Below are 18,086 nucleotides of genomic sequence, written 5' to 3' on the forward strand. Positions count from 1 at the left end.
AAAGCTCTTGATCACCGCCGCAGGGGCAGGGCGGGGGCAGCGGCGGGGTGGGTGACGGGTCACCCGAATTGGGCGAGGTTGAGCGGGGCAGCGGCGGGGACCCGTGCGGGGACGTGCAACGCCGGCCGTCCGTGCGACGCGAGCGCGGTGGGTGGGATCCCCGGCCCGGCAACTGGGAGGAGTGGACCCGATGGTGGACGCGACCACGAGGTTCTTCGAGGACCTGGACCGGCGGGGGTACGAACCCCTGCTGGCCAAGACCTCCGGGACGCTGCGGATCGACCTGCACGAGGGGGCGCAGACCCGGCACTGGCTGCTGCGGATCGACCACGGCCGGCTGAACGTCAGTCAGGAGGACCAGGAGGCCGACACGGTGATCGGGGCGAGCCCGGTCCTCTTCGACGACATCGCCTCGGGGCGCGAGCACGGCCTGGCCGCGCTGTTGCGGGGGGACATGACGGTGTCCGGTGACGCTCGTCTGGTCGTCCAGGTGGAGCGGATCTTTCCGGGTTCCCCGGACGCCCGGGGGCCGCGTCGGCGATTCGCCGGGGAGGTGCACTGATGGGGCAGAGCAACACGATCCGGATCCTGGACGGCAACACGTTCGTCGTCTGCGAGGACACCGGTGACATCGAGGCGACGCCGAGCGAGCCCACCGGACTCTTCTCCATCGACACCCGGTTCCTGTCGACCTGGGTGCTGACCGTCAACGGCGAGCGACTCAACTCGCTCTCCTACGACGACCTGCAGTACTTCGAGTCGCGATTCTTCCTGGTCCCGGGGATGGCCACGCACTACGTGGACGCGAAGCTGTCGATCATCCGGGAGCGCACCGTGGGTGGCAGCTTCTGTGAGCAGTTGACCATCCTCAACCACGACGAGAAGCCGGTCGACCTGGAAGTCCGAATGGACGCGGCGTCGGACTTCGCCGACCTGTTCCAGGTCAAGGACGAGATCCTGAACAAGAAGGGCGAGATCTACACCGAGGTGGAGTCGGACCGGCTGCGGCTGGGGTACCGGCGGGGGAACTTCCGGCGGGAGACGGTCATCTCGTCGTCGATGGGAGCCAGGTACGACAGCAAGGGCTTCGTGTACACGGTGCACCTGGAGCCCAACGAACAGTGGGACGCCTCGATCGACGTCCAGACCCACGCGGTCGGGCCCGGCGGCCGGGACCTGCGGTTCGGGCTGCGCATGCACGGCACCGAGCGGCTCGCCCTCCAGCACGACCTGGAGAAGTGGATCGCCGACGCACCGAAGGTCAACAGCGAGCACGGCCGGGTGGCCAGCACGTACCGGCGCAGTCTGATCGACCTGGCGGCGCTGCGCTTCTCGCCGCTGTCGCTGGGCGGCGCCACCCTGCCCGCCGCCGGTCTGCCCTGGTTCATGACCATGTTCGGCCGGGACAGCATCCTCACCTGCCTGCAGACACTGCCGTTCACCCCGCAGTTGTCGAAGACGACGCTGCGCATCCTGGCGTCCCTGCAGGGCAGCCGGTTCGACGACTTCCGGGATGAGGACCCGGGGCGGATCCTGCACGAGATGCGCTACGGCGAGACCGCGGCCTTCGAGGAGCAGCCACACTCGCCGTACTACGGCTCGGTCGACGCGACGCCGCTGTTCATCGTGCTGCTCGACGAGTATGAGCGGTGGAGCGGGGACGTAGCGCTGGTCAAGGAGTTGGAGCAGGAGTCCCGGGCGGCGCTGAGGTGGATAGACAACTACGCCGACCTGGTCGGCACCGGCTACATCTGGTACGAGCGACGCAACACCGACACCGGCCTGGAGAACCAGTGCTGGAAGGACTCCTGGGACTCGATCTCCTACTCCGACGGCACGCTGCCACCGTTCCCACGGGCCACCTGCGAGGTGCAGGGGTACGCGTACGACGCGAAGGTCCGCGCGGCCCGACTGGCGCGCGAGTTCTGGGGTGACCCGGGGTTCGCCGACCAGTTGGAGCGGGAGGCGGCAGAGCTGAAGGAGCGGTTCAACCGGGACTGGTGGGTGGACGACGGCGAGTACTTCGCCCTGGCCCTGGACCCGGACGGCCGGCAGTGCGACATCCTCAGCTCCAACATCGGCCACCTGCTGTGGAGCGGCATCGTCGAACCCGAGCGGGCGGAGAAGCTCGCCGCGCACCTGGTCGGACCGCGGCTCTTCTCCGGCTGGGGGGTGCGCACCCTCGCCGAGGGGGAGGCCCGCTACAACCCCATCGGCTATCACAACGGCACGATCTGGCCGTTCGACAACTCGTTCATCGCCTGGGGCCTGCGCCGCTACGGCTTCGCCGAGGAGGCCGCGACCATCGCCAACGGCATCCTGGACGCGGCCACGTACTTCGACGGCCGGTTGCCGGAGGCGTTCGGCGGCTATCCGCGAGAGCTGACCAAGTTCCCGGTGGAGTATCCGACGGCGTGCAGTCCGCAGGCATGGTCGACCGGTACGCCGCTGTTGCTGCTGCGCACGATGCTCGGCCTGGAGCCGCACGAGGGTCACCTGGCGGTCGAGCCACGGCTGCCGGTGGGGATGGGTCGCATCGAGGTGCTGGACATTCCCGGTCGGTGGGGCCGGGTGGACGCGTTCGCCCGGGGTCGACTGGACCTGCACAACCTCGGCGACTGACCGATTCGGCCGTCGAGCCGGCGGTGGCGCGCCACCCGCGTCGCCGCCGGTTCTCCACCCAGCCGATCCCCAGCCGGTCAGGGTAGATTCTGCGAATGCCGGAGCTCGTGTACCCGCCCGTTATCGCCGCCGCCAAGACGCTGTTCCGGGTCCTCGACCTGAAGATCACCATCGAGGGCGCCCACCACGTACCCCGCACGGGCGGGGCGGTGCTGGCCAGCAACCACGTCAGCTACCTCGACTTCATCTTCGCCGGTCTGGGCGCGAACGCGTCGGGCCGGCTGGTCCGCTTCATGGCCAAGGATTCGGTCTTCACCCACAAGATCTCCGGCCCGCTGATGCGCGGGATGCGGCACATTCCGGTGGACCGGCAGGCCGGCGCGGCCTCGTTCCGGGCCGCCGTCGGCGCGCTCAAGCGGGGCGAGGTCGTCGGCGTCTTCCCCGAGGCGACGATCAGCCGGTCGTTCACCGTCAAGGAGCTCAAGAGCGGCACGGTCCGGATGGCACGCTCGGCGAAGGTGCCGGTGCTACCTGTCGCGTTGTGGGGCACCCAGCGTCTCTGGACCAAGGGCCGCCCGCGCACTCTGACCCGTCGGCACACGCCGATCACCATCCTGATCGGCGAGCCGATCAACCCGGCGGACTTCCCGGACCCGAACGTGCTGGCGGCCGAGTTGACCACCCGCCTCAGCGCCCTCGTCGAGCGGGCGCAGCGGAATTATCCGGACACCCCCGCCGGCCCGGACGACACCTGGTGGCAGCCCGCGCACCTGGGCGGCAGCGCGCCCACACCGGAGGAGGCCGCCGCTCTGGACGCCGCCGCCGAACACCGCGCGCCCAGCGCCTGACGGTGAAGGCGTGTGTCGAAGTCCTCGGCCAGGTCGACCGACTGGTGACCGCCGCCCGGGGCCGCGGCGACCTTGTGGTCCGGGTCCTGCACTCCGAGCCCGGCACCGGCGGGTTGTTCGACCCCGCCCTCGGGCGGCTACCAGCAGCTGCTCCGGGTGGAGCGGGCCGAGCACCTGATCGGGCATGGCACCGCAGTGGAAGCGGCCGCCCCGACTGTCGGTTTCACCGATGCCCGGATGCTGCGCCGCCTGCGAGCCCGCCCCACGAGGTCGGATCCGGTCTTGATCGGTAGTAGTCGTCCCGGGAGTGGAACTCCACAGGCAACGAGCCGGGCAGCGTGATCCGGGTGTCGCCGGCGAGCAGGCCGGGGCCGGCCCGCAGCAGCAGCACGTCGCGCTCCTGGGCCGAGAGGTCGACAAGTTGTGGACGGTTGAGCCGGAACATGGCAACCGCCCGGCGAACCTGCCGGGCCAGCGCCACGACCTCGGCGGTCGTTCCGCTGAGGGCCAACGCCGGCTGCTGGATGGTGCGCAGCGCGTCGCAGACGATCAGCAACTGCGCCGGGGCGTCCGGCGCGCTCGTCGGCAGCTCCAACCGGGACGGCCACTGCCAGCGGATCTGACCGCTCATCAGGCCGTTCAGTCGAGCCGGCGGCCGGGCCCGGTGGGTGCCGTCGGCGACCAGCGACAGCTGCGAGCCACTGCCCACCCAGCAGATCCGCTGGTCGGTGACGGTCACCGCGACCGGCTCGGGCAACTGCCAACGGCGTCGCACCTCGCTCGGCCCGAGCAGGTAGCCCGCGACCAGCAGCCGGTGCCGCCCGAGCAACCGCTCGCCGGGCGTCGGGCGCAGGTTGTAGCGGCGGTCCAGGGTCGGGCCCACGTCGTCGTCGGGGGCGTCGAACCGGTGGGGACCGATGAAGAAGGGGGACGCGTCGGCGTGCATCGTCACGACCTTCCGGTCAGCTGGCTGTGTACTGAAGCCTTCCGGACCGGAGCGCCCCTGTCATGACGCCTGTTAGGGGGTCGGCCGGTCGTGTGTCGCCTGTGACCGGTAGATGCCGATCTCCTCCGGGCGGACGAGACCGTCCTCGATCGCACGGGCGAGTAGTGCCGCCTTTGTGGCGGCTGGTCGCCCCGCCCGGGTGTACTTGATCCGCGCCCGGTCGACGTACTGCTTCACAGTGTGCTCGCTGATCTGCATCCGCCGGGCCACCGACGCCTTGGACATCGACTGGAACCAGAGCAGCAGCGCCTCACGCTCCTTGTCGGACAACATCGGCCGGTCCGGCCGTGGGTCGCCGACCATCGCACCGGCCAGCGCCGGCGGCACGTACGGGCGGTCGCTCGCGGCGGCCAGCACCGTTTCCACGCAGTGTTCCCGGCCCTCGTGCTTGGCGAGGAACGCCACAGCCCCGGCGTCCAGCGCGGCGAGCATCGTCTGCGGGTCGGTGTGCTCCGAATAGACCACCACCCGCCGGCCGGCTGCGCTCAGCTCGGCCAACTTGTCCAGTGCCATCCGCCCGTGCAGTCGCAGATCGAGCAGGATGACGTCGGCGCCCGGTGCCGCCCGCAGCACCGCGTCCGGGTCGTCGCCGGTGGCGAGCACCGTCAGGCGAGGTTCGGTGGCGAGCCAGGCGCGGACCCCCTCGACCACCACCGGATGGTCGTCGACGATCGCCACCCCGACCGGTCGATCGCCGGTCACCGCCGCCACCGGGTCTGCGCCCATCTGATGTTCCCGTCCCGTTCGTAGAGGTACTGCACCGGCCCGTCGTCGTGCTCCCCGGGAGGCGGGCCGGTCGACTCCGGCCCCTCCCGGTCCGGTGTGACAAGGCTGACCACCACCTCGTCCGAGCCGGAGACCACTGTCAGGCGCGCCCACCCCCGGGCGTCGGCGAGGGTGCCGGTGAGCGGGTCGGCCAGCCGGCGGCGGACCTCCACCGGCAGCGGCGGCGGGGTGCCGATGGTGACCAGGTCGATCGGAAGGCCGTTGCGTTCCGCCACGTCGGCGGCGGCTCGCAACTCGTGCAACAGCGGGTCGGGCACATCGTCGGACTCGGCGATCAGCCGGCGCAGCCGGGCGGCGGCCAGCATGCACAGGCGCTGCACCTCCGGGTCGTCCGGGTCGGCCTGGCCGGCGGCCAGGTCCCCGAGGACCCGCCCGGCCGCCGAGCTGACCAGGGCGAGTCGGTCCCGGCGTTCCCGAAGGCCCTGCTCGGCGGCATCCCGCTCCGCCGCCATCGCGTGACCGGCGGCCGAGACGGCGGCCCGTTCCCGAGCCAGGCCCACGATGACGGTGCTGCCCACGAAGACCGCCACCGGCAGGGAGAACGTGCCATAGACGTACATCACGTAGCGGGCCATATCGGCCGGGTCGGGGCCGTGCCCGAGCACGGCGACCAGGGCGATCAACGCGTGGGTGCTGAGGAGCGCGATCAGCCCCACGACGCGCCGACCCCACACCGCCAGCACGAAGAACCAGCCGAGCGTGCCCCACACCCAGTTGGCGGCGGTGAACAACTGCCGCTCACCGGCCGCGGCGAAGACGGCCGCGTCGACGAGAAGCAGCAGCCCGGCCAGCGGCCACGGCGGCAGCGGCGAGCCTTGCAGCAGCCGTACCCCGGCCACCGCGCCGGTCACGGCGACCAGTATCCAGGCGCCGAGCACCACCGCTGGCGCGGCGAACTCCGCACGGGCGGACAGCACCGCCGGCAGCGCGATCGCGACGTGCCAGGCCAACGCGATGGCGACGGCGGCGATCCGGGCACCCCGGTCGGACGCGTGCGCCACGGCGGCCGGCGCGGCGAGCGTCGCGGGGGAGTCCGGCTCCCGGGGCGTCGGAACGGTGGTCCGATGCGGTGTCTCCGGCGCGTCGGTGGGGTGCGCCGGGGCGTTCAGGTCAGCCGACACCGGGCCACTCCAGCCGAATCCGGGTGCCCGAACCGACGGCCGAGTGCACGTCGGCCCGGCCACCGACCGTGGCCATCCGGCCACGGATCGACTCGCGCAACCCGTACCGGTGTGGTGGGACGGTGGCCAGGTCGAAGCCGGGACCGTCGTCGGCGACCTCGACCACGACGCCGATGGCGTCGCGGGTCAGCCGCAGCGTGACTCCGGCGCCGGGCGCGTGCCGGACCACGTTGGACAGCGCCGCGTAGGCGCTCTCGCTGATCGCGTCCGCCACGCCAACCGGGACGGCGCAGGAGGCCAGGTCCAGCCGTACCTCAAGCTCGGGTAGCCGGCCGACCACCAACCGCAACCGCCCGTCCAGCGGCACCGGGCCGTCGCCGGCCACCGGGCCGACGTCGCTGAGCGTGACGAGGGTACGCAGGTCGGCCGCGCAACGGTCCCGGAAGACGGCCGAAGGCCCAGCCACCGCGCCCAGCCCCACCATGGTCAGCGTCCCGAGCACTGTGTCGTGCAGGTCGCGGTTCTGCTGGCGTTCGGCCTCGCGGGCGGCGCGCGCGACCAACGCCTCCCGGGTCAGCCGCTGGTGTTCGACGAAGGCGCGGTCCGCCCGGCCGATGCGTCGGCGCATGACCGCCGCCATCATCGCCGTGCAGGCGGTCTGCGCCAGTAGCGTGGCCGCGTGCGCCCGAGCCTCGGTGGGGTTGCCGGCGGCCTGCGCCCCGGTCACGTAGGTGGCTATCACCAGTAGCCCGGCCGGGATCGACCAGCGTGCCGAGGTCGTGGCCTGTGTGTTGATCACTGTGGTGCTGGCCAGCACCGCGATCCAACTGCCCTCGCCGGGCAGCACCTCGGGCGCCACCAACACCGGGATGAGCAGGCAGGTCAGTGCGGTGACCGCCACGTCGCCGCCGACGAGGACGGGGCCGATGCCGTGGCGCAACGCGCGGTGTGCGTACCAGAGGGACCAGCCGGTCAGCACTGCCACCGCCGGCAGCAACACCGCCTGCCGCACCGGCGGGGTCTGCACCGACACGGCCACCGCCGCGCCGAACAGCCCGCAGCTCAGCCGCAGCAGCGCTGGCAACGTGGTGAAGATGAGGCCCAGGGCCCCGCCGGCCGGATTGTCCAGCGTGGGCGGCGGCACGGTTGGGGTGGCAACGGCCGGCATCGGGAAGTGTCCTTCCGACAACGACCCGGTCCGGGTCCACACGGCGTAGATCGACATCGGACAATAGCATGGGGACCGTTACCGAGTGATCCTTTGCGTGCGGAGTGTCGCTAATGTGTCACTCTGTGCTGCGGAGCTGACGAAGGCCCCAGCGGTTGCCGTAGATATCGACGAACTCCGCTACCGAACCGTACGCCTCGTGCCGCGGTTCCTCCAGACAAACGCACCCCGGCCGCCACCATCCGGGCATGGTCCCGGCCGGAACCGGACGCGTCTGTCGTCCGTCTCATCCCCGGGTGGAAGGGTGGTGAGCCGGATGCGCTCGTCCCGGACGGTACTGGCGGTGGCACTGCTCGGCATGGCGCTGGGTGGCTGCGGTGGCACGGTGATCAGGCCGGGCGATCCGAGAGAGCCCGGCGCGGCACAGATCGTCGACGGATGGACCTCCTGTGCCGAGGCCGCACCCCGGGCCGGCGAGATCATCACGGCGCCGACCACTGAGACGTCGCCGCCGGCCGTCAAAGAGCCGACCGTCGGTCGCATCGACCCGGCGTTCACCCCGGTCGCGGCAGTGATCTGCGGGCGCGAGATTCGGCCGGGCCGCAACGGCGGTCAGGAGCAGGTCGCCATCGAGCGACGCGCCGAGCAGATCGGCCCGCTGCTCGCCGCGCTGCGCCTGCCCAGCGAGCAGACCGGCGGGGAGGTCGCCTGCACCCTCGAGATGGTCGTCCCGCCGTGGTTGGCGGTGCTAGACGACCGGGGGCGCTGGCTGCGGCCCCACATCCCCACGGACTCCTGCGGCAAGCCTCGCGCCGAGGTGATCGCCGCGTTGGCCGGGCCGCAGTGGACGACTGTGGACACCCGTACCATCCGGCAAATCGAATCCGCGGCGGCCCAGGCCGCCGGATGCGCGCAGCAGTGGACGGACATGGTGTGGGTGGAAACCCGGAACGGTAGCCCCGGGCCGCCCGGGCCGGGGCTACCGCCGGCCGCCGGGCCGCTGCGCCTCTGCGTCTACCAGGTTCCCGCGTCGCTTCAGGAAGGCGAGAAACCCGCGGGCGACTTCGTGTACGGCGGGCCACTGCCAACCGAGCGCCAGGCGGGCGTGTTCCGGGCGCTGTCCAACCGGCGGGCAGTGGTCGACTGTGCCACCCCGGCGACCCGCTTCGCTGTGCTACGCCCATTCGAAGGCGCAGGCCCCGACCGGTACGTGGAACTCGACGGCTGCCGCCGGTTCCTGATCGCACCAGCGACCGGCGGTGCACGGCTCGGCCAGGGTGACGACACGCTGGTCGCCCTGCTGGGGCCCGTCTGAGCCGGCTCGGCGGATCCCGACGCCCGACCGGTCGCTACTTCGACAGGGCCCGCTCGAGTTCGCTCTTCGACATCGACGAGCGGCCCTTGATGCCGCGTTGCTTCGCCTCGTTGTACAGCTGCTCCTTGGTGCGACCCTGGGCGCCGCTGTGGGAGCGCTTACCGCCACGGTGCCCGGACGACACGTCGTTCCGGGAGGACCGGCTCGCCGTTCGGGACTCACCCGAGCGGGCCCGTTCCTTGTTGACAGTGCGGGCCGCGATCTCCTTGGCCCGCCCCGAGGAGGCGCCCCGCTGCTGCGCGCTCTCCTTGATGTGCTCGTACTGTCGTTCTCTCTTCGGGTTGGATCCTGCTGGCATCGGTGCCTCCCACCTCCGCTGTCGGGTGCGGTCGAGGCCCGGCTCGCGCGCTGCTGAGCCGACATTGGCACATGTCGAGCCGGGGCGTGGTGTTCACGCTGTCTGAGCACCATGCCCCGCCGTCCGGGCCGTCAAACGAGCGCACCCGAGCTGATCCGGCTGCGCCTTCGGGGACGCTCGACTCGGCGTCGTATAGTTGTCGCCGCAGCCGACGCCTGGGCGTCGGTCAGTCAGCGTCCAGCAGCGGGCGCCCGGGCTCCGATTGGCGAGTCCGTGCGGCGCCCCGTGCTCGCGGAGCGCCATCACCACGCGCGCTGCCGTCGCCTTCCTGCAACCGGTACGCGCCCCGGGCACGAGGACCTTGAAGTCATGGCACAGCAGCCCATTGATCCCAATGTGGCGATCTCCGAACTCGGCCAGATCAAGCTCGGCGAGACCAATCTGTCTGGAGTGTTGACCCAGGTTTCCGAGTTGGCACGACGCACGATCCCCGGTGTGGAGGAGGTGTCGGTGACGTTGATCAAGCGGGAGGGTGCGCACACCGCCGCGTTCAGCGGGGAGATGGCGCTGCGACTCGACGAACTGCAGTACGAGCAGGGCGAGGGTCCGTGTCTGCAGGCGGCCAGAGACGCCGCTGTCGTGTCCGTCCCCGACATGTCCGAAGAAGTCCGCTGGCCGCGGTGGGCGGCCGAGGCCGTGCAGGGCGGCGCTCACAGTTCACTGTCGATCGGGTTTCCGATCCAGGAGTCAGTGCTCGGTGCGCTGAACATCTACGGGGCCAAGGCGGGTGCCTTCGACGACGACGCGGTCACCCTCGCACAGACGTTCGCGGGGTACGCCGCCGTCGCCCTCGCCAACGCCCACCTCTACGACGCCACCGCCACCCTGGCCGCCCAGATGCAGTTGGCAATGCAGAGCCGGGCCGTCATCGAGCAGGCCAAGGGCATCATCATGGGCGAGCGCCGCTGCACCCCCGACGAGGCGTTCGCCGTCCTCGCGAAGGTTTCCCAGGACTCCAACCGCAAACTGCGGGAGGTCGCCGCCGCCCTTGTGGAAAGGGCCACCCGACCGCCGGGTCTCAAACGTGATCGCGGTGGATTGGGCAACCTGCCGTAGCGTTCGGCAGCGGGCTGCCCTGCGGCGAGGAGAGGTGGCCCGCCAGCGCAGCGTCGGCTGACCTCGGCCAGCAGCGGACGCGCCGACTGGCGGCCGGCTGCGCAGCCCATTATCGTCGAGGTTGGTCAAGCCATGCGCCAATCCTGTTCGCATTTCCACAGGAGGCGTGTGCCCCTATGCCTGAGCGTTCCTGGTTCTTCCAGAGCCACTTCGACAGTTCCCCGACAGCAGTCGACCTTGGGCGGGTCAGGCCAGCGGCGCTCGCCGGCAGCCAGCGCGACGGGCGTATCGACGACGACTCCTCCGGGCCGTCGTTCCGGGTGACTCGCTACACCGAGCCCACCAACCTGTCCGCGACCATCTCGGCCGACCGGATGATCGTCGCCCCGGTGGGGTACGTCGACATGGACACCGCGCCACGCCTGGCCACGACCCTGATGAACGCGATCGACAGCCATCCCGAAGTCTGTTGCGACCTGACCGGCGTCGGCTTCTTCAGCGCCGCGGGTGTGCGCGTCCTCCTGCTGGCGCGGGACCGGGCGGACCAGGTCGGCTCCCGCTTCTCGATCCGGGGCGCCGGGGGAATCACCCAGCGGGTGCTGCGGATCACCGGGGTGGAGCGCCAGCTCCTGGGCCCCGAACAAGACACCGGCCCAGCCGCGCGGCTCGGCTGATGCGCAGTTCGTGAACCACCCTTCCGCCACGCGGTGGCCTCACCAGGTGTCTGGGCGGTCGAGATCGCGGGCCGGCTGGTACCCGCCGAGGATCGCCAAGCCCTCCGCCTCGGTGTAACCGTTCCCCCAACCCCTGCGGAACGCCTCGACGTGGCAGGGCTTGACCACCATCTCCAGCACGTCACTGCCTTGCCGGCGGACCCGGTACGGCCCGGCGACAAGATCCCCGCGGCGGGCGTCGTCGCCGGCCGGGGCGGGTTGGGCCCGAACGGTCAGCCACCGACCGGATGCGTCACCGACAACCAGAGCGCCCTCGACGAAAAAGTCCCGCGCCGACCGGCCGAGCGTGACCGAGCACTCCAGCAGCCGCCCGTCGGGTGGTAGCGACTCCAGGCGGAACGGCACGACGCAGCGGTGGGCACCGTCGAACCGGACCCGGCCGGCCGTGCCGGCCGCCTCGTCGAGGGTGGTCGCGTACGTGTCCACCTGGGCCCAGAGCCCGTCGGCGGGTTGCCAGCGGATGAACCACAACTTCCCGTCACCGGACGGATCGAACCAGGCGACCCCCGCGCGGTCGCCGACCCGCACCTCGGTCCGTGCCTGCGGTCGCCCCGCCGACGACAACGTCTGCTGGAGCCCATCCAGCAACGCTTCGGTGCGGGCCAGCGCGAAACGAGCCTGACTATTCGGGCCCCGGAACTCGACGCTCTCGATGCCGCGCCCGGTGCGCCACGTCGCGAAGTCGGCACCGCTCACCAGGGCGTCGGTAGTGAAGTGCACGGTCGCGGGATCGGCGCCGACCTCCTCGGGGCGTACGGTCCCATCGCTTCGTGCCTCCGGCAGCATCAGCGCCGCGGGTGGCATGGTCGGATCATCGGTGGTCGCGCCGCCCGGGATCACCAGAACCACCGAGGTGACAGCGGCACACGCCGCTGCCACACCGCCGGCGATCAGTCCCCGTCGCCGCAGACGGAACCGCCGCCCGCGATGCCGGGCCTGTTGCACGATCGGCGTCGGATCGATGTCACCGCCCGCCCGGTGCTTGAGCGTGGTGGCGAGCTGCTCATCGAGGTCACTGAACATCAGAGCTCTCCCGCCCATGCGTGGGTTGTTGCAACCTGTCGCTGACGCAGCGCCGCCAGGGCCCGCCTCGCGTGTGTGCGTACCGTCCCGGTCGAACAGGCGAGGATCTCGGCGATCGACGTGTCGTCCAGATCCTCGTAGTAGCGCAGGACGATCACTGTGCGCTGACGCGCCGGCAGAGCACAGACCAACCGCCACAGCGCGTCGCGCTCGGCGACCCCGGCGGCCTCGTCCACCTCGCCCGCCCGATCGAGCACTGCGGCAACCGAGATCTCCCGGCTGCTGAGCCGCCGCCACCACGAGTTGTGGGTGTTGACGAGCATGCGCCGGACATAGGCATCAGGACGGTCCGTCCGCGAGATGCGCCCCCACCGGGCGTACGCCCGCGCGAGGACATCCTGAACTAGATCCTCGGCTCGGTGCTCGTCACCGGTCAGCAGCCGGGCGAGCCGCACCAGCGCCGAAGTGCGAGCGAACGCGTACTCCTCGAACGTCACGCCCTATTAACGCCGCAGGCTGGCCCGTGCGTAGACACCTGCCGGGCGCTTTGTGCGAAGCAGGGCCGTCGTGCCGCGCCTACCCGTCGCTGACGCAGGTGCCGCGCCGCGACCTCTAGAGCTGTTGGACGATCTGGATCGGGTTGCCGTCCGGGTCGGCCGTCCAGGCGATCAGCAGGCGATCGAGCCACCGGTGCGGTGCGGCCAGAGCGGGGGCGCCGCTCGCCGTCAGTTCGGCGTACGCGGCGGTGGTGTCGTCGGTCCAGAGGATCACCGCGGCTCGTTGACCCTGGGGTACCGGGTCGAGCCCGTGATCGTCGCGGGTGGACACCACCGAGGCGATGCCGATCTTGTAGCCATCGAGCGCAAGATCGATGTGGATCGGTTCGCCCTCGGCCGGCACCCGGAAAGTCTCAGTGAAGCCGAGACCGGCGTAGAACTCGGCGGCGCGGGAGACGTCCTCGCTGAAGAGAATCACCTGAGGGCTGCGGAACATCGACACTGCTCGACGCTATCAGTGCGGCGACTGTTCGCTACGCGGGCAGGTCCGACACACTTCCGCTAGCGCGTCCGCCCAGCGCGACTCCGCTGCGTCCGCGACGGCCATGTACAGCGTTGACGCGCCCGGCTCGACAACGTATCGAGCCGGGCGCGTCAGGTGAGCTATGCCACGAAGCGCGAACGGCGTCGGCGTCCGATCAGGTAGCCCGCGCCGCCGAGGAGCAGGAGCACAGCGCCGACGCCGGCCACGGTCGTGGTGCCGGCACCGGTCACGGGCAGCCCACCGCCCTCGCCACCCTCGCTGTCGCCGGGGGCGCCCGGGCTGGCGGAGACGGTGGGAGCCGGTGCGGCGGTCGCCGTGGCGCTGGGCGTGACGCTCGGTGTGGGCTGAGACGTCGGCGTCGGTGTGGGCTGTGACGCGCAGTGATCCGCAGAGCGGTTGACCAGGCTTTCTGTACGCCCGTCTTGAGGAATGCGCGGAGCTCGTCCGGAGTCCCCTCCAGCGCCTCCTGAATGGCGTCCGGCAGTACGGGCAACGAGTCGGCGTTCGCCGCAGCCAGGATCTGGGCGGTCAACACCCGTATCTCCTGATCAATGGCGGTATCCAGGTCGATGGTGACAAGCTCGCGGATGTCCTGGTACACCTTGCGCTCAACCGTTTGACAGGCCTCGTTGAGGCCGGGCGACTCGATTTGAGCCACCGCCGGCGCAGCCGGAATCAAAAAGGCACGGCTAAACCATCAGTGCATCTCGGCAGGGCCTTTTTCCAGTTCAGACGCCCGAACATGGCGGAATTCTGGAAACTCCCGGAGCGATCAGCCGAGGAGACAACCGACCCGGCCCAAGGGCTCGACTGGTTGGCGTACCGGCTCAGCCACGGCTCTCCTCACCACATCGCCGACTTCCAGCCCCACCCAGCGGCTGCACGTCGCCCGATCGACGACTACGCCACGTGGGGCGCAGCCAACCAGATCATGGACCGGCTCCGAGTTGCTCTGCGCCGAGAGGAACCAAGCTCGCCCGCCCTCGGGCGGCCAACAGCCTGGAATCCATAGGGCATCGAATGACGTGTGGCCGATTCCTGGATCCCTCGGCTTCGCCTATGGCTGGCGATAAGTGCGTACGTCTTGCGCGAAGTCATCCCAAGCGTCATCACCGTACACTGATACAAAGAACTTCTTGTCGATATCCGCATCGAGAAGTATCCAGTACGTCAGGAAGTTCTCCAAAGTTGGAGAATCCTCGGGAGTGAGGTCGCTCGACCCCGCAAAAATGCTCTTGATGTCGGCTGCCCGATTCATCAGGCGTCGCATCAGTGTGTCGAATGCCGAGATGCTGTCGATGTCGCAGTGCCGCAGCGTGGCCAAGAGGTCGGTTAGGTCCCTGGACCTGCTGGGGTGCGGATCGGATAGGCCGACTACATTCCGGCCAAGGTCTGACTTTGTGAAACTAAGAATTTCCTTCATGTAGGGATGGGTGATCAGATAGGCGCGCAGGGAGGTCCGGTTTAAAGGCATGTCGAAGTTGCCTTCTTGAACCTCGGAAACATATTCCTGCGTGATCTGCGAGCGAGCCTCTCGGATGTCGGATAGCTGCTCATCGGCGAGCTCGAACAAGGCGCTGAGCCTGAACAGCTTGCGGCGCAGCTCGGCAGGGGCTTCGTCAGCCGACTTGTAGTCAAGCTTGTGGTTTACCGCAGCCCACGCATGTTGCAGGGCGGTCCGTACCTGTATTTCGACCTTCATTGATTGGAACGTCAGCCACTCGGGTAGCTGGCCGCGAGAATCTGAGATCGATGCCACATAGTGGACCGACATGTACCCAAACCGGTCCGGATCAAGCTCCGCGCCCTTATTGATGGAATTATCGGTGTCGATCTCGAACTCTTTTTCGATCAGGGTTCCAATAGTGTCGACATCCTTCTGGTAGTAGGTGATAATTCTAACGGCGCTTAGGTCTGTAATTTCGCGAAGGGGGTCGGTGTATCGGTCCCCCTTACGGCTTAGCCTATCCCGAAAGCTTTCCACATCCTTGGTGCGCGACTCGACCTGAATCACATCTATCTTCTCGCGGGCAAGCAGATCTTTAATTAAGGTTGTCACTCTGAAGGTGAGTGACTCGAATGTTCCGCGACTTGCGCGGTATTCTGTAACAACCGAGTCGATATCGACCATGCTCCCCACGTCCATAGGGGGCATCGTAGGCCGGCTAGGCCTAGTCCGCGACCCCCCAAAGCTCGTGTTCAGTGATGACGGTCAGTCTTTGAAAAGGCAGGTTCAGCCAAGGCGCAACTGGCTGAATGTTCAGGAGTGCCCCGGTAACGCTGGTCATCGCTGGGCTAGGGCATGGAGCCGCTTCGCCTCAGGGCTCAGCGGGCTGGTCTGCGCGAGTCGGGTCGCGCTGGTCGACGCTGGTTGTGGCGGCTGAACCCTCTCCGCATCTCCGCAACCTGCCTGGGAACTGGGCACATGCTTGCGGATTTGGTCGGAGGTGGTGAGGGGTCATCTCCGCGTCGACGACCCCGACACCCGAGGTGTGCGTCTCGATTCGGACAGGCCCCGCCCCGAACTGCGCGACCAACGCGGGTTCGGCATTCCACACCTGGACCAGTGGATCACCGACCCGGCAAACCAACTCACCGTCCTGCGGCACCTGCTCGTGACGGTGCGGGAAGCCATGTCCCCCCGACTTGCAGGTTTTTGCCGGTGGCCATCCACAGCCGGTCGTTGACGGTGACCCGCAGTGACCCGCTGGGGAGGTTTTCGATCTCGCCGCGCTGGCGCTTGGTGCGTCTGTTCGAGGCTGCCGCGGCGCCGCCGTAGCGCGCTCGCACCACGAATGGCCCCACGCGAACCGGCCGGACCGGCAAAGTACCTGTGCGCCCGGCAGGATTCGAACCTGCGGCCTTGGGATTAGAAGTCCCCTGCTCTATCCGCTGAGCTACGGGCGCGTGTGGCGTGGATGTCGCGCCCAGAGGGTACCGCCGTCCCACTGCCCGACGGCGAAAAGGGTGCCCGCGTCCACGTTGCCGAGCAGAGTCTCACGTCCGCCTCGTGGCGGGCATCCGGGTTACCGCGGACCGGCCCGGCCGTGGACCGTACCTTTGGCTGGTGTTGCTGGATTCCGACGCCGAGAGCGACGTCGCCTACGAGCTGTGCCAGGTCGTCGGTCGCGCCATCCTGCCGTACCGGTCATCGGGCGATTTCGGTACCGCGTTCTTCTTCCAGGGCGGCGACGACCCGGTGGGAGAGTCGCTGCTGACGGCGGCCGACCTGGTGAGCGGTTCGGGTGGTGAGTTGGGCCTGCGCGCGAGCGTCACCGAGCCGGCGGGGGTGGCCCCGGCCGTGATTTCCGAGGCTGAGATCGTGCCCGGTTGGGCCCGTTTCGCGGGCGACGGGGTCGCGGTGTTGCCGACCGCTGGCCTGCACCGGTACGCCGGCGACGGCGGCTGGCGCTGGCGCGTCCAGCCGGTGCCGGCGGGGATCGCCGCCGGGCCCGGGGTCATCGCCCGCCTCGGCGCCGACGCCAGTTCCGCTTTCGTGCTGGCCCATGGGGTACGCGAAGACGGGTCGCGGCCGTTGGAGGTCGCGATCGAGCGGGTGGTCCGCGACGGGGACGCCGTGCTGATCACCACCGAACTGCCACCGGGGTACGTCGGCGCGCCGGTCTTCATCGTCCAGGCTGAGCCCACCGGTGAGGTCTCCCCGTACTGCCTGGGCCTGGTCCTACCCGGTGTCGGCGCGCACCCGGTGGCGACCTTCGACCGGATCCGTGCCGTCCTCCCGGTAACGCCAGGCGACGTCTGAACCGCGCGCCGTCCGGGCTGGTCAGCCGGTGGGCGTCGCCGCCCCGGCCGTGTCGGCGGTCTGCGCGTTGGGCGGCGCAGTCGCAGCGCGGTCGGCGTCGGTAGGCGCGGCATCAGCAGGGCCCGTGTCTGATGGTGCGGCGTCGGTAGGGGCGGTATCGGTCGGCGCTGCGTCGGCCGGGGCGGTGGGGCCGGCGGCGAGGAACGCCTCGGCCCAGCGGCCCACCTCGTCGAAGACCTTCGTCCGTACGGCGGGGCCGGAGAGCGTGAGGTCGTGCAACCCGCCGTCGAAGCGGGCCACTGTGACGTGGCGGCCGAGGCGGGGCGCGTAGCGGATCATGTGCTCGACGTCCAGCACGGCGTCGGCCAGTGTCGCGTTGTCGTGCCACCTGGTGCCACGGAAGGAGCGGGTCGAGCAGGCCAGCAGCACCGGCACCTGGATGTCCAGCCCGGCGCGGAGCCGGCGTTGCCCGGTGCGGATCGCGTTCAGCCAGCCGGCCCGGACCGGGAACCCGGCCAGCGGCTTCCACGCCAGGTCGTAGGTCCACTCGCCACGGTGGTCGGAGTGGAGGCTCTCGCCGTACACGGTGCCCAACCCGAACGGGAGGATGCGGTGCGGCGCCCTGCGGCCCAGCCGGGACGCGGCGGCCGCGAGGGGTCGGCGGACCGCCCAGGGGGCGTTCAGGTCGAAGAAGGGGCTGTTGAGCACCAGGCCGTCGACGGTGCCGCTGTCGCGGCGGGCATCCGCCCAGAGCGAGATGATCAGGCCGCCGGTGGAGTGGCCCATCGCCAGCAGGGTGTCGTGCCCGTCGTCGGAGCGGATGATCTCGGCGGCGGCGTCCAGCTCGGGGAAGTAGTCGCTGATGTCGCGGCAGAAGTTCGGGGTCTGACCCGGGAGCAGACTGCGACCGTATTTGCGCAGGTCGAGCGCGTAGAAGTCCCAGCCTCGCTCGGCGAAGAAGTCGGCCAGATGGGTCTGGAAGAAGTAGTCGACGAAGCCGTGCACGTAGAGCACGGCCCGCCCGGTGGGGCGCTCGGCTCGCCGCCGGACCACTGTCGCGACAACGGGGCCCTCGTCGTCGGTGCCCAGGTCGATCGTCTGCCGCTCGTACGGCGGCCCCAACACGTCCGGTTCCACGAACGCGACGCTACGCCGCCAACCTACCCAGCGGTAGCCCACGCCGCG

Annotated in this window: 18 protein-coding genes, 1 tRNA gene and 1 pseudogene; 8 read left to right on the plus strand and 12 right to left on the minus strand. The window is 69.8% G+C overall.

What is annotated here, in order from left to right; all coding sequences use genetic code 11:
* Positions 1 to 190 precede the first annotated feature (190 nt).
* The 3 genes from AB0B94_RS20110 to AB0B94_RS20120 all read left to right on the plus strand — a co-directional run bounded on the left by AB0B94_RS20110 (position 191) and on the right by AB0B94_RS20120 (position 3,470).
* A complete protein-coding gene (locus AB0B94_RS20110; RefSeq protein ID WP_091405597.1) occupies positions 191 to 562 on the plus strand; it encodes an SCP2 sterol-binding domain-containing protein in 372 nt (123 codons plus the stop codon).
* Positions 562 to 2,622: a glycogen debranching N-terminal domain-containing protein gene (locus AB0B94_RS20115; RefSeq protein WP_357281970.1), complete on the plus strand. Its 2,061-nt coding sequence runs from the start codon at positions 562 to 564 to the stop codon at positions 2,620 to 2,622. Before AB0B94_RS20110 ends, AB0B94_RS20115 begins: the two co-directional genes overlap by 1 nt.
* Positions 2,623 to 2,717: 95 nt before the next feature.
* Positions 2,718 to 3,470: a lysophospholipid acyltransferase family protein gene (locus tag AB0B94_RS20120; RefSeq protein WP_357281972.1), complete on the plus strand. Its 753-nt coding sequence runs from the start codon at positions 2,718 to 2,720 to the stop codon at positions 3,468 to 3,470.
* Between the two features lie 223 nt (positions 3,471 to 3,693).
* On the opposite strand, the gene AB0B94_RS20125 is transcribed toward AB0B94_RS20120, so the two are convergent.
* The 4 genes from AB0B94_RS20125 to AB0B94_RS20140 all read right to left on the minus strand — a co-directional run bounded on the left by AB0B94_RS20125 (position 3,694) and on the right by AB0B94_RS20140 (position 7,551).
* Positions 3,694 to 4,416 carry a hypothetical protein gene (locus AB0B94_RS20125; RefSeq protein ID WP_357281974.1) on the minus strand — a complete coding sequence of 241 codons (723 nt, stop codon included), beginning with the start codon at positions 4,414 to 4,416 and terminating at the stop codon, positions 3,694 to 3,696.
* Between the two features lie 72 nt (positions 4,417 to 4,488).
* Positions 4,489 to 5,202 carry a response regulator transcription factor gene (locus tag AB0B94_RS20130; protein WP_357281976.1) on the minus strand — a complete coding sequence of 238 codons (714 nt, stop codon included), beginning with the start codon at positions 5,200 to 5,202 and terminating at the stop codon, positions 4,489 to 4,491.
* Positions 5,175 to 6,383, minus strand: coding sequence for a hypothetical protein (locus tag AB0B94_RS20135; protein WP_357281979.1), 1,209 nt, complete (start codon positions 6,381 to 6,383; stop codon positions 5,175 to 5,177). Before AB0B94_RS20135 ends, AB0B94_RS20130 begins: the two co-directional genes overlap by 28 nt.
* Positions 6,373 to 7,551, minus strand: a complete 1,179-nt coding sequence (locus tag AB0B94_RS20140) for an ATP-binding protein (RefSeq protein WP_357282169.1) — start codon at positions 7,549 to 7,551, stop codon at positions 6,373 to 6,375. The genes AB0B94_RS20135 and AB0B94_RS20140 overlap by 11 nt, the downstream gene beginning before the upstream one ends.
* A 316-nt stretch (positions 7,552 to 7,867) precedes the next feature.
* On the opposite strand from AB0B94_RS20140, the gene AB0B94_RS20145 reads away from it, so the two are divergent.
* Positions 7,868 to 8,866 carry a hypothetical protein gene (locus AB0B94_RS20145; protein ID WP_357281982.1) on the plus strand — a complete coding sequence of 333 codons (999 nt, stop codon included), beginning with the start codon at positions 7,868 to 7,870 and terminating at the stop codon, positions 8,864 to 8,866.
* A 34-nt stretch (positions 8,867 to 8,900) separates the two neighbouring features.
* Here AB0B94_RS20145 and AB0B94_RS20150 read toward each other — a convergent pair whose 3' ends face one another.
* Positions 8,901 to 9,224: a plasmid stabilization protein gene (locus tag AB0B94_RS20150; protein ID WP_357281984.1), complete on the minus strand. Its 324-nt coding sequence runs from the start codon at positions 9,222 to 9,224 to the stop codon at positions 8,901 to 8,903.
* A 369-nt stretch (positions 9,225 to 9,593) separates the two neighbouring features.
* On the opposite strand from AB0B94_RS20150, the gene AB0B94_RS20155 reads away from it, so the two are divergent.
* Entirely contained in the window at positions 9,594 to 10,340 is a 747-nt protein-coding gene (locus tag AB0B94_RS20155) for a GAF and ANTAR domain-containing protein (RefSeq protein ID WP_357281986.1), read from the plus strand.
* 176 nt (positions 10,341 to 10,516) lie between these two features.
* On the plus strand, positions 10,517 to 11,014 hold the full coding sequence (locus tag AB0B94_RS20160) for an STAS domain-containing protein (protein ID WP_357281989.1): 498 nt from the start codon (positions 10,517 to 10,519) through the stop codon (positions 11,012 to 11,014).
* 39 nt (positions 11,015 to 11,053) lie between these two features.
* Here the strand turns inward: AB0B94_RS20160 and AB0B94_RS20165 are convergent, their stop codons facing one another.
* From AB0B94_RS20165 to AB0B94_RS20180, 4 genes and pseudogenes are all read right to left on the minus strand, one after another.
* Positions 11,054 to 12,097 carry a hypothetical protein gene (locus AB0B94_RS20165; protein ID WP_357281992.1) on the minus strand — a complete coding sequence of 348 codons (1,044 nt, stop codon included), beginning with the start codon at positions 12,095 to 12,097 and terminating at the stop codon, positions 11,054 to 11,056.
* Positions 12,097 to 12,594, minus strand: a complete 498-nt coding sequence (locus AB0B94_RS20170; protein ID WP_357281994.1) for a SigE family RNA polymerase sigma factor — start codon at positions 12,592 to 12,594, stop codon at positions 12,097 to 12,099. Before AB0B94_RS20170 ends, AB0B94_RS20165 begins: the two co-directional genes overlap by 1 nt.
* Positions 12,595 to 12,709: 115 nt before the next feature.
* Positions 12,710 to 13,090, minus strand: a complete 381-nt coding sequence (locus AB0B94_RS20175) for a VOC family protein (protein ID WP_357282172.1) — start codon at positions 13,088 to 13,090, stop codon at positions 12,710 to 12,712.
* Between the two features lie 167 nt (positions 13,091 to 13,257).
* Positions 13,258 to 13,817 (minus strand): annotated as a pseudogene (locus tag AB0B94_RS20180) (ALF repeat-containing protein).
* A gap of 63 nt (positions 13,818 to 13,880) precedes the next feature.
* Between AB0B94_RS20180 and AB0B94_RS20185 the strand changes: the two are divergent.
* Complete coding sequence (locus AB0B94_RS20185) at positions 13,881 to 14,150, plus strand: DUF4240 domain-containing protein (RefSeq protein ID WP_357281996.1); 270 nt, start codon at positions 13,881 to 13,883, stop codon at positions 14,148 to 14,150.
* Between the two features lie 45 nt (positions 14,151 to 14,195).
* On the opposite strand, the gene AB0B94_RS20190 is transcribed toward AB0B94_RS20185, so the two are convergent.
* Together AB0B94_RS20190 and AB0B94_RS20195 are read right to left on the minus strand one after the other, a co-directional pair.
* On the minus strand, positions 14,196 to 15,284 hold the full coding sequence (locus AB0B94_RS20190) for a hypothetical protein (protein WP_357281999.1): 1,089 nt from the start codon (positions 15,282 to 15,284) through the stop codon (positions 14,196 to 14,198).
* 688 nt (positions 15,285 to 15,972) lie between these two features.
* Positions 15,973 to 16,045 (minus strand) — tRNA-Arg (locus AB0B94_RS20195).
* Positions 16,046 to 16,205: 160 nt separating this feature from the next.
* Here AB0B94_RS20195 and AB0B94_RS20200 point away from each other — a divergent pair.
* Positions 16,206 to 16,901 carry a hypothetical protein gene (locus tag AB0B94_RS20200; protein ID WP_357282001.1) on the plus strand — a complete coding sequence of 232 codons (696 nt, stop codon included), beginning with the start codon at positions 16,206 to 16,208 and terminating at the stop codon, positions 16,899 to 16,901.
* Positions 16,902 to 16,922: 21 nt separating this feature from the next.
* Here the strand turns inward: AB0B94_RS20200 and AB0B94_RS20205 are convergent, their stop codons facing one another.
* Positions 16,923 to 18,038: an alpha/beta fold hydrolase gene (locus AB0B94_RS20205; RefSeq protein WP_357282003.1), complete on the minus strand. Its 1,116-nt coding sequence runs from the start codon at positions 18,036 to 18,038 to the stop codon at positions 16,923 to 16,925.
* Positions 18,039 to 18,086 lie beyond the last annotated feature (48 nt).

The organism is Micromonospora sp. NPDC048986, from assembly GCF_040649335.1.
GTDB lineage: Bacteria > Actinomycetota > Actinomycetes > Mycobacteriales > Micromonosporaceae > Micromonospora > Micromonospora alfalfae.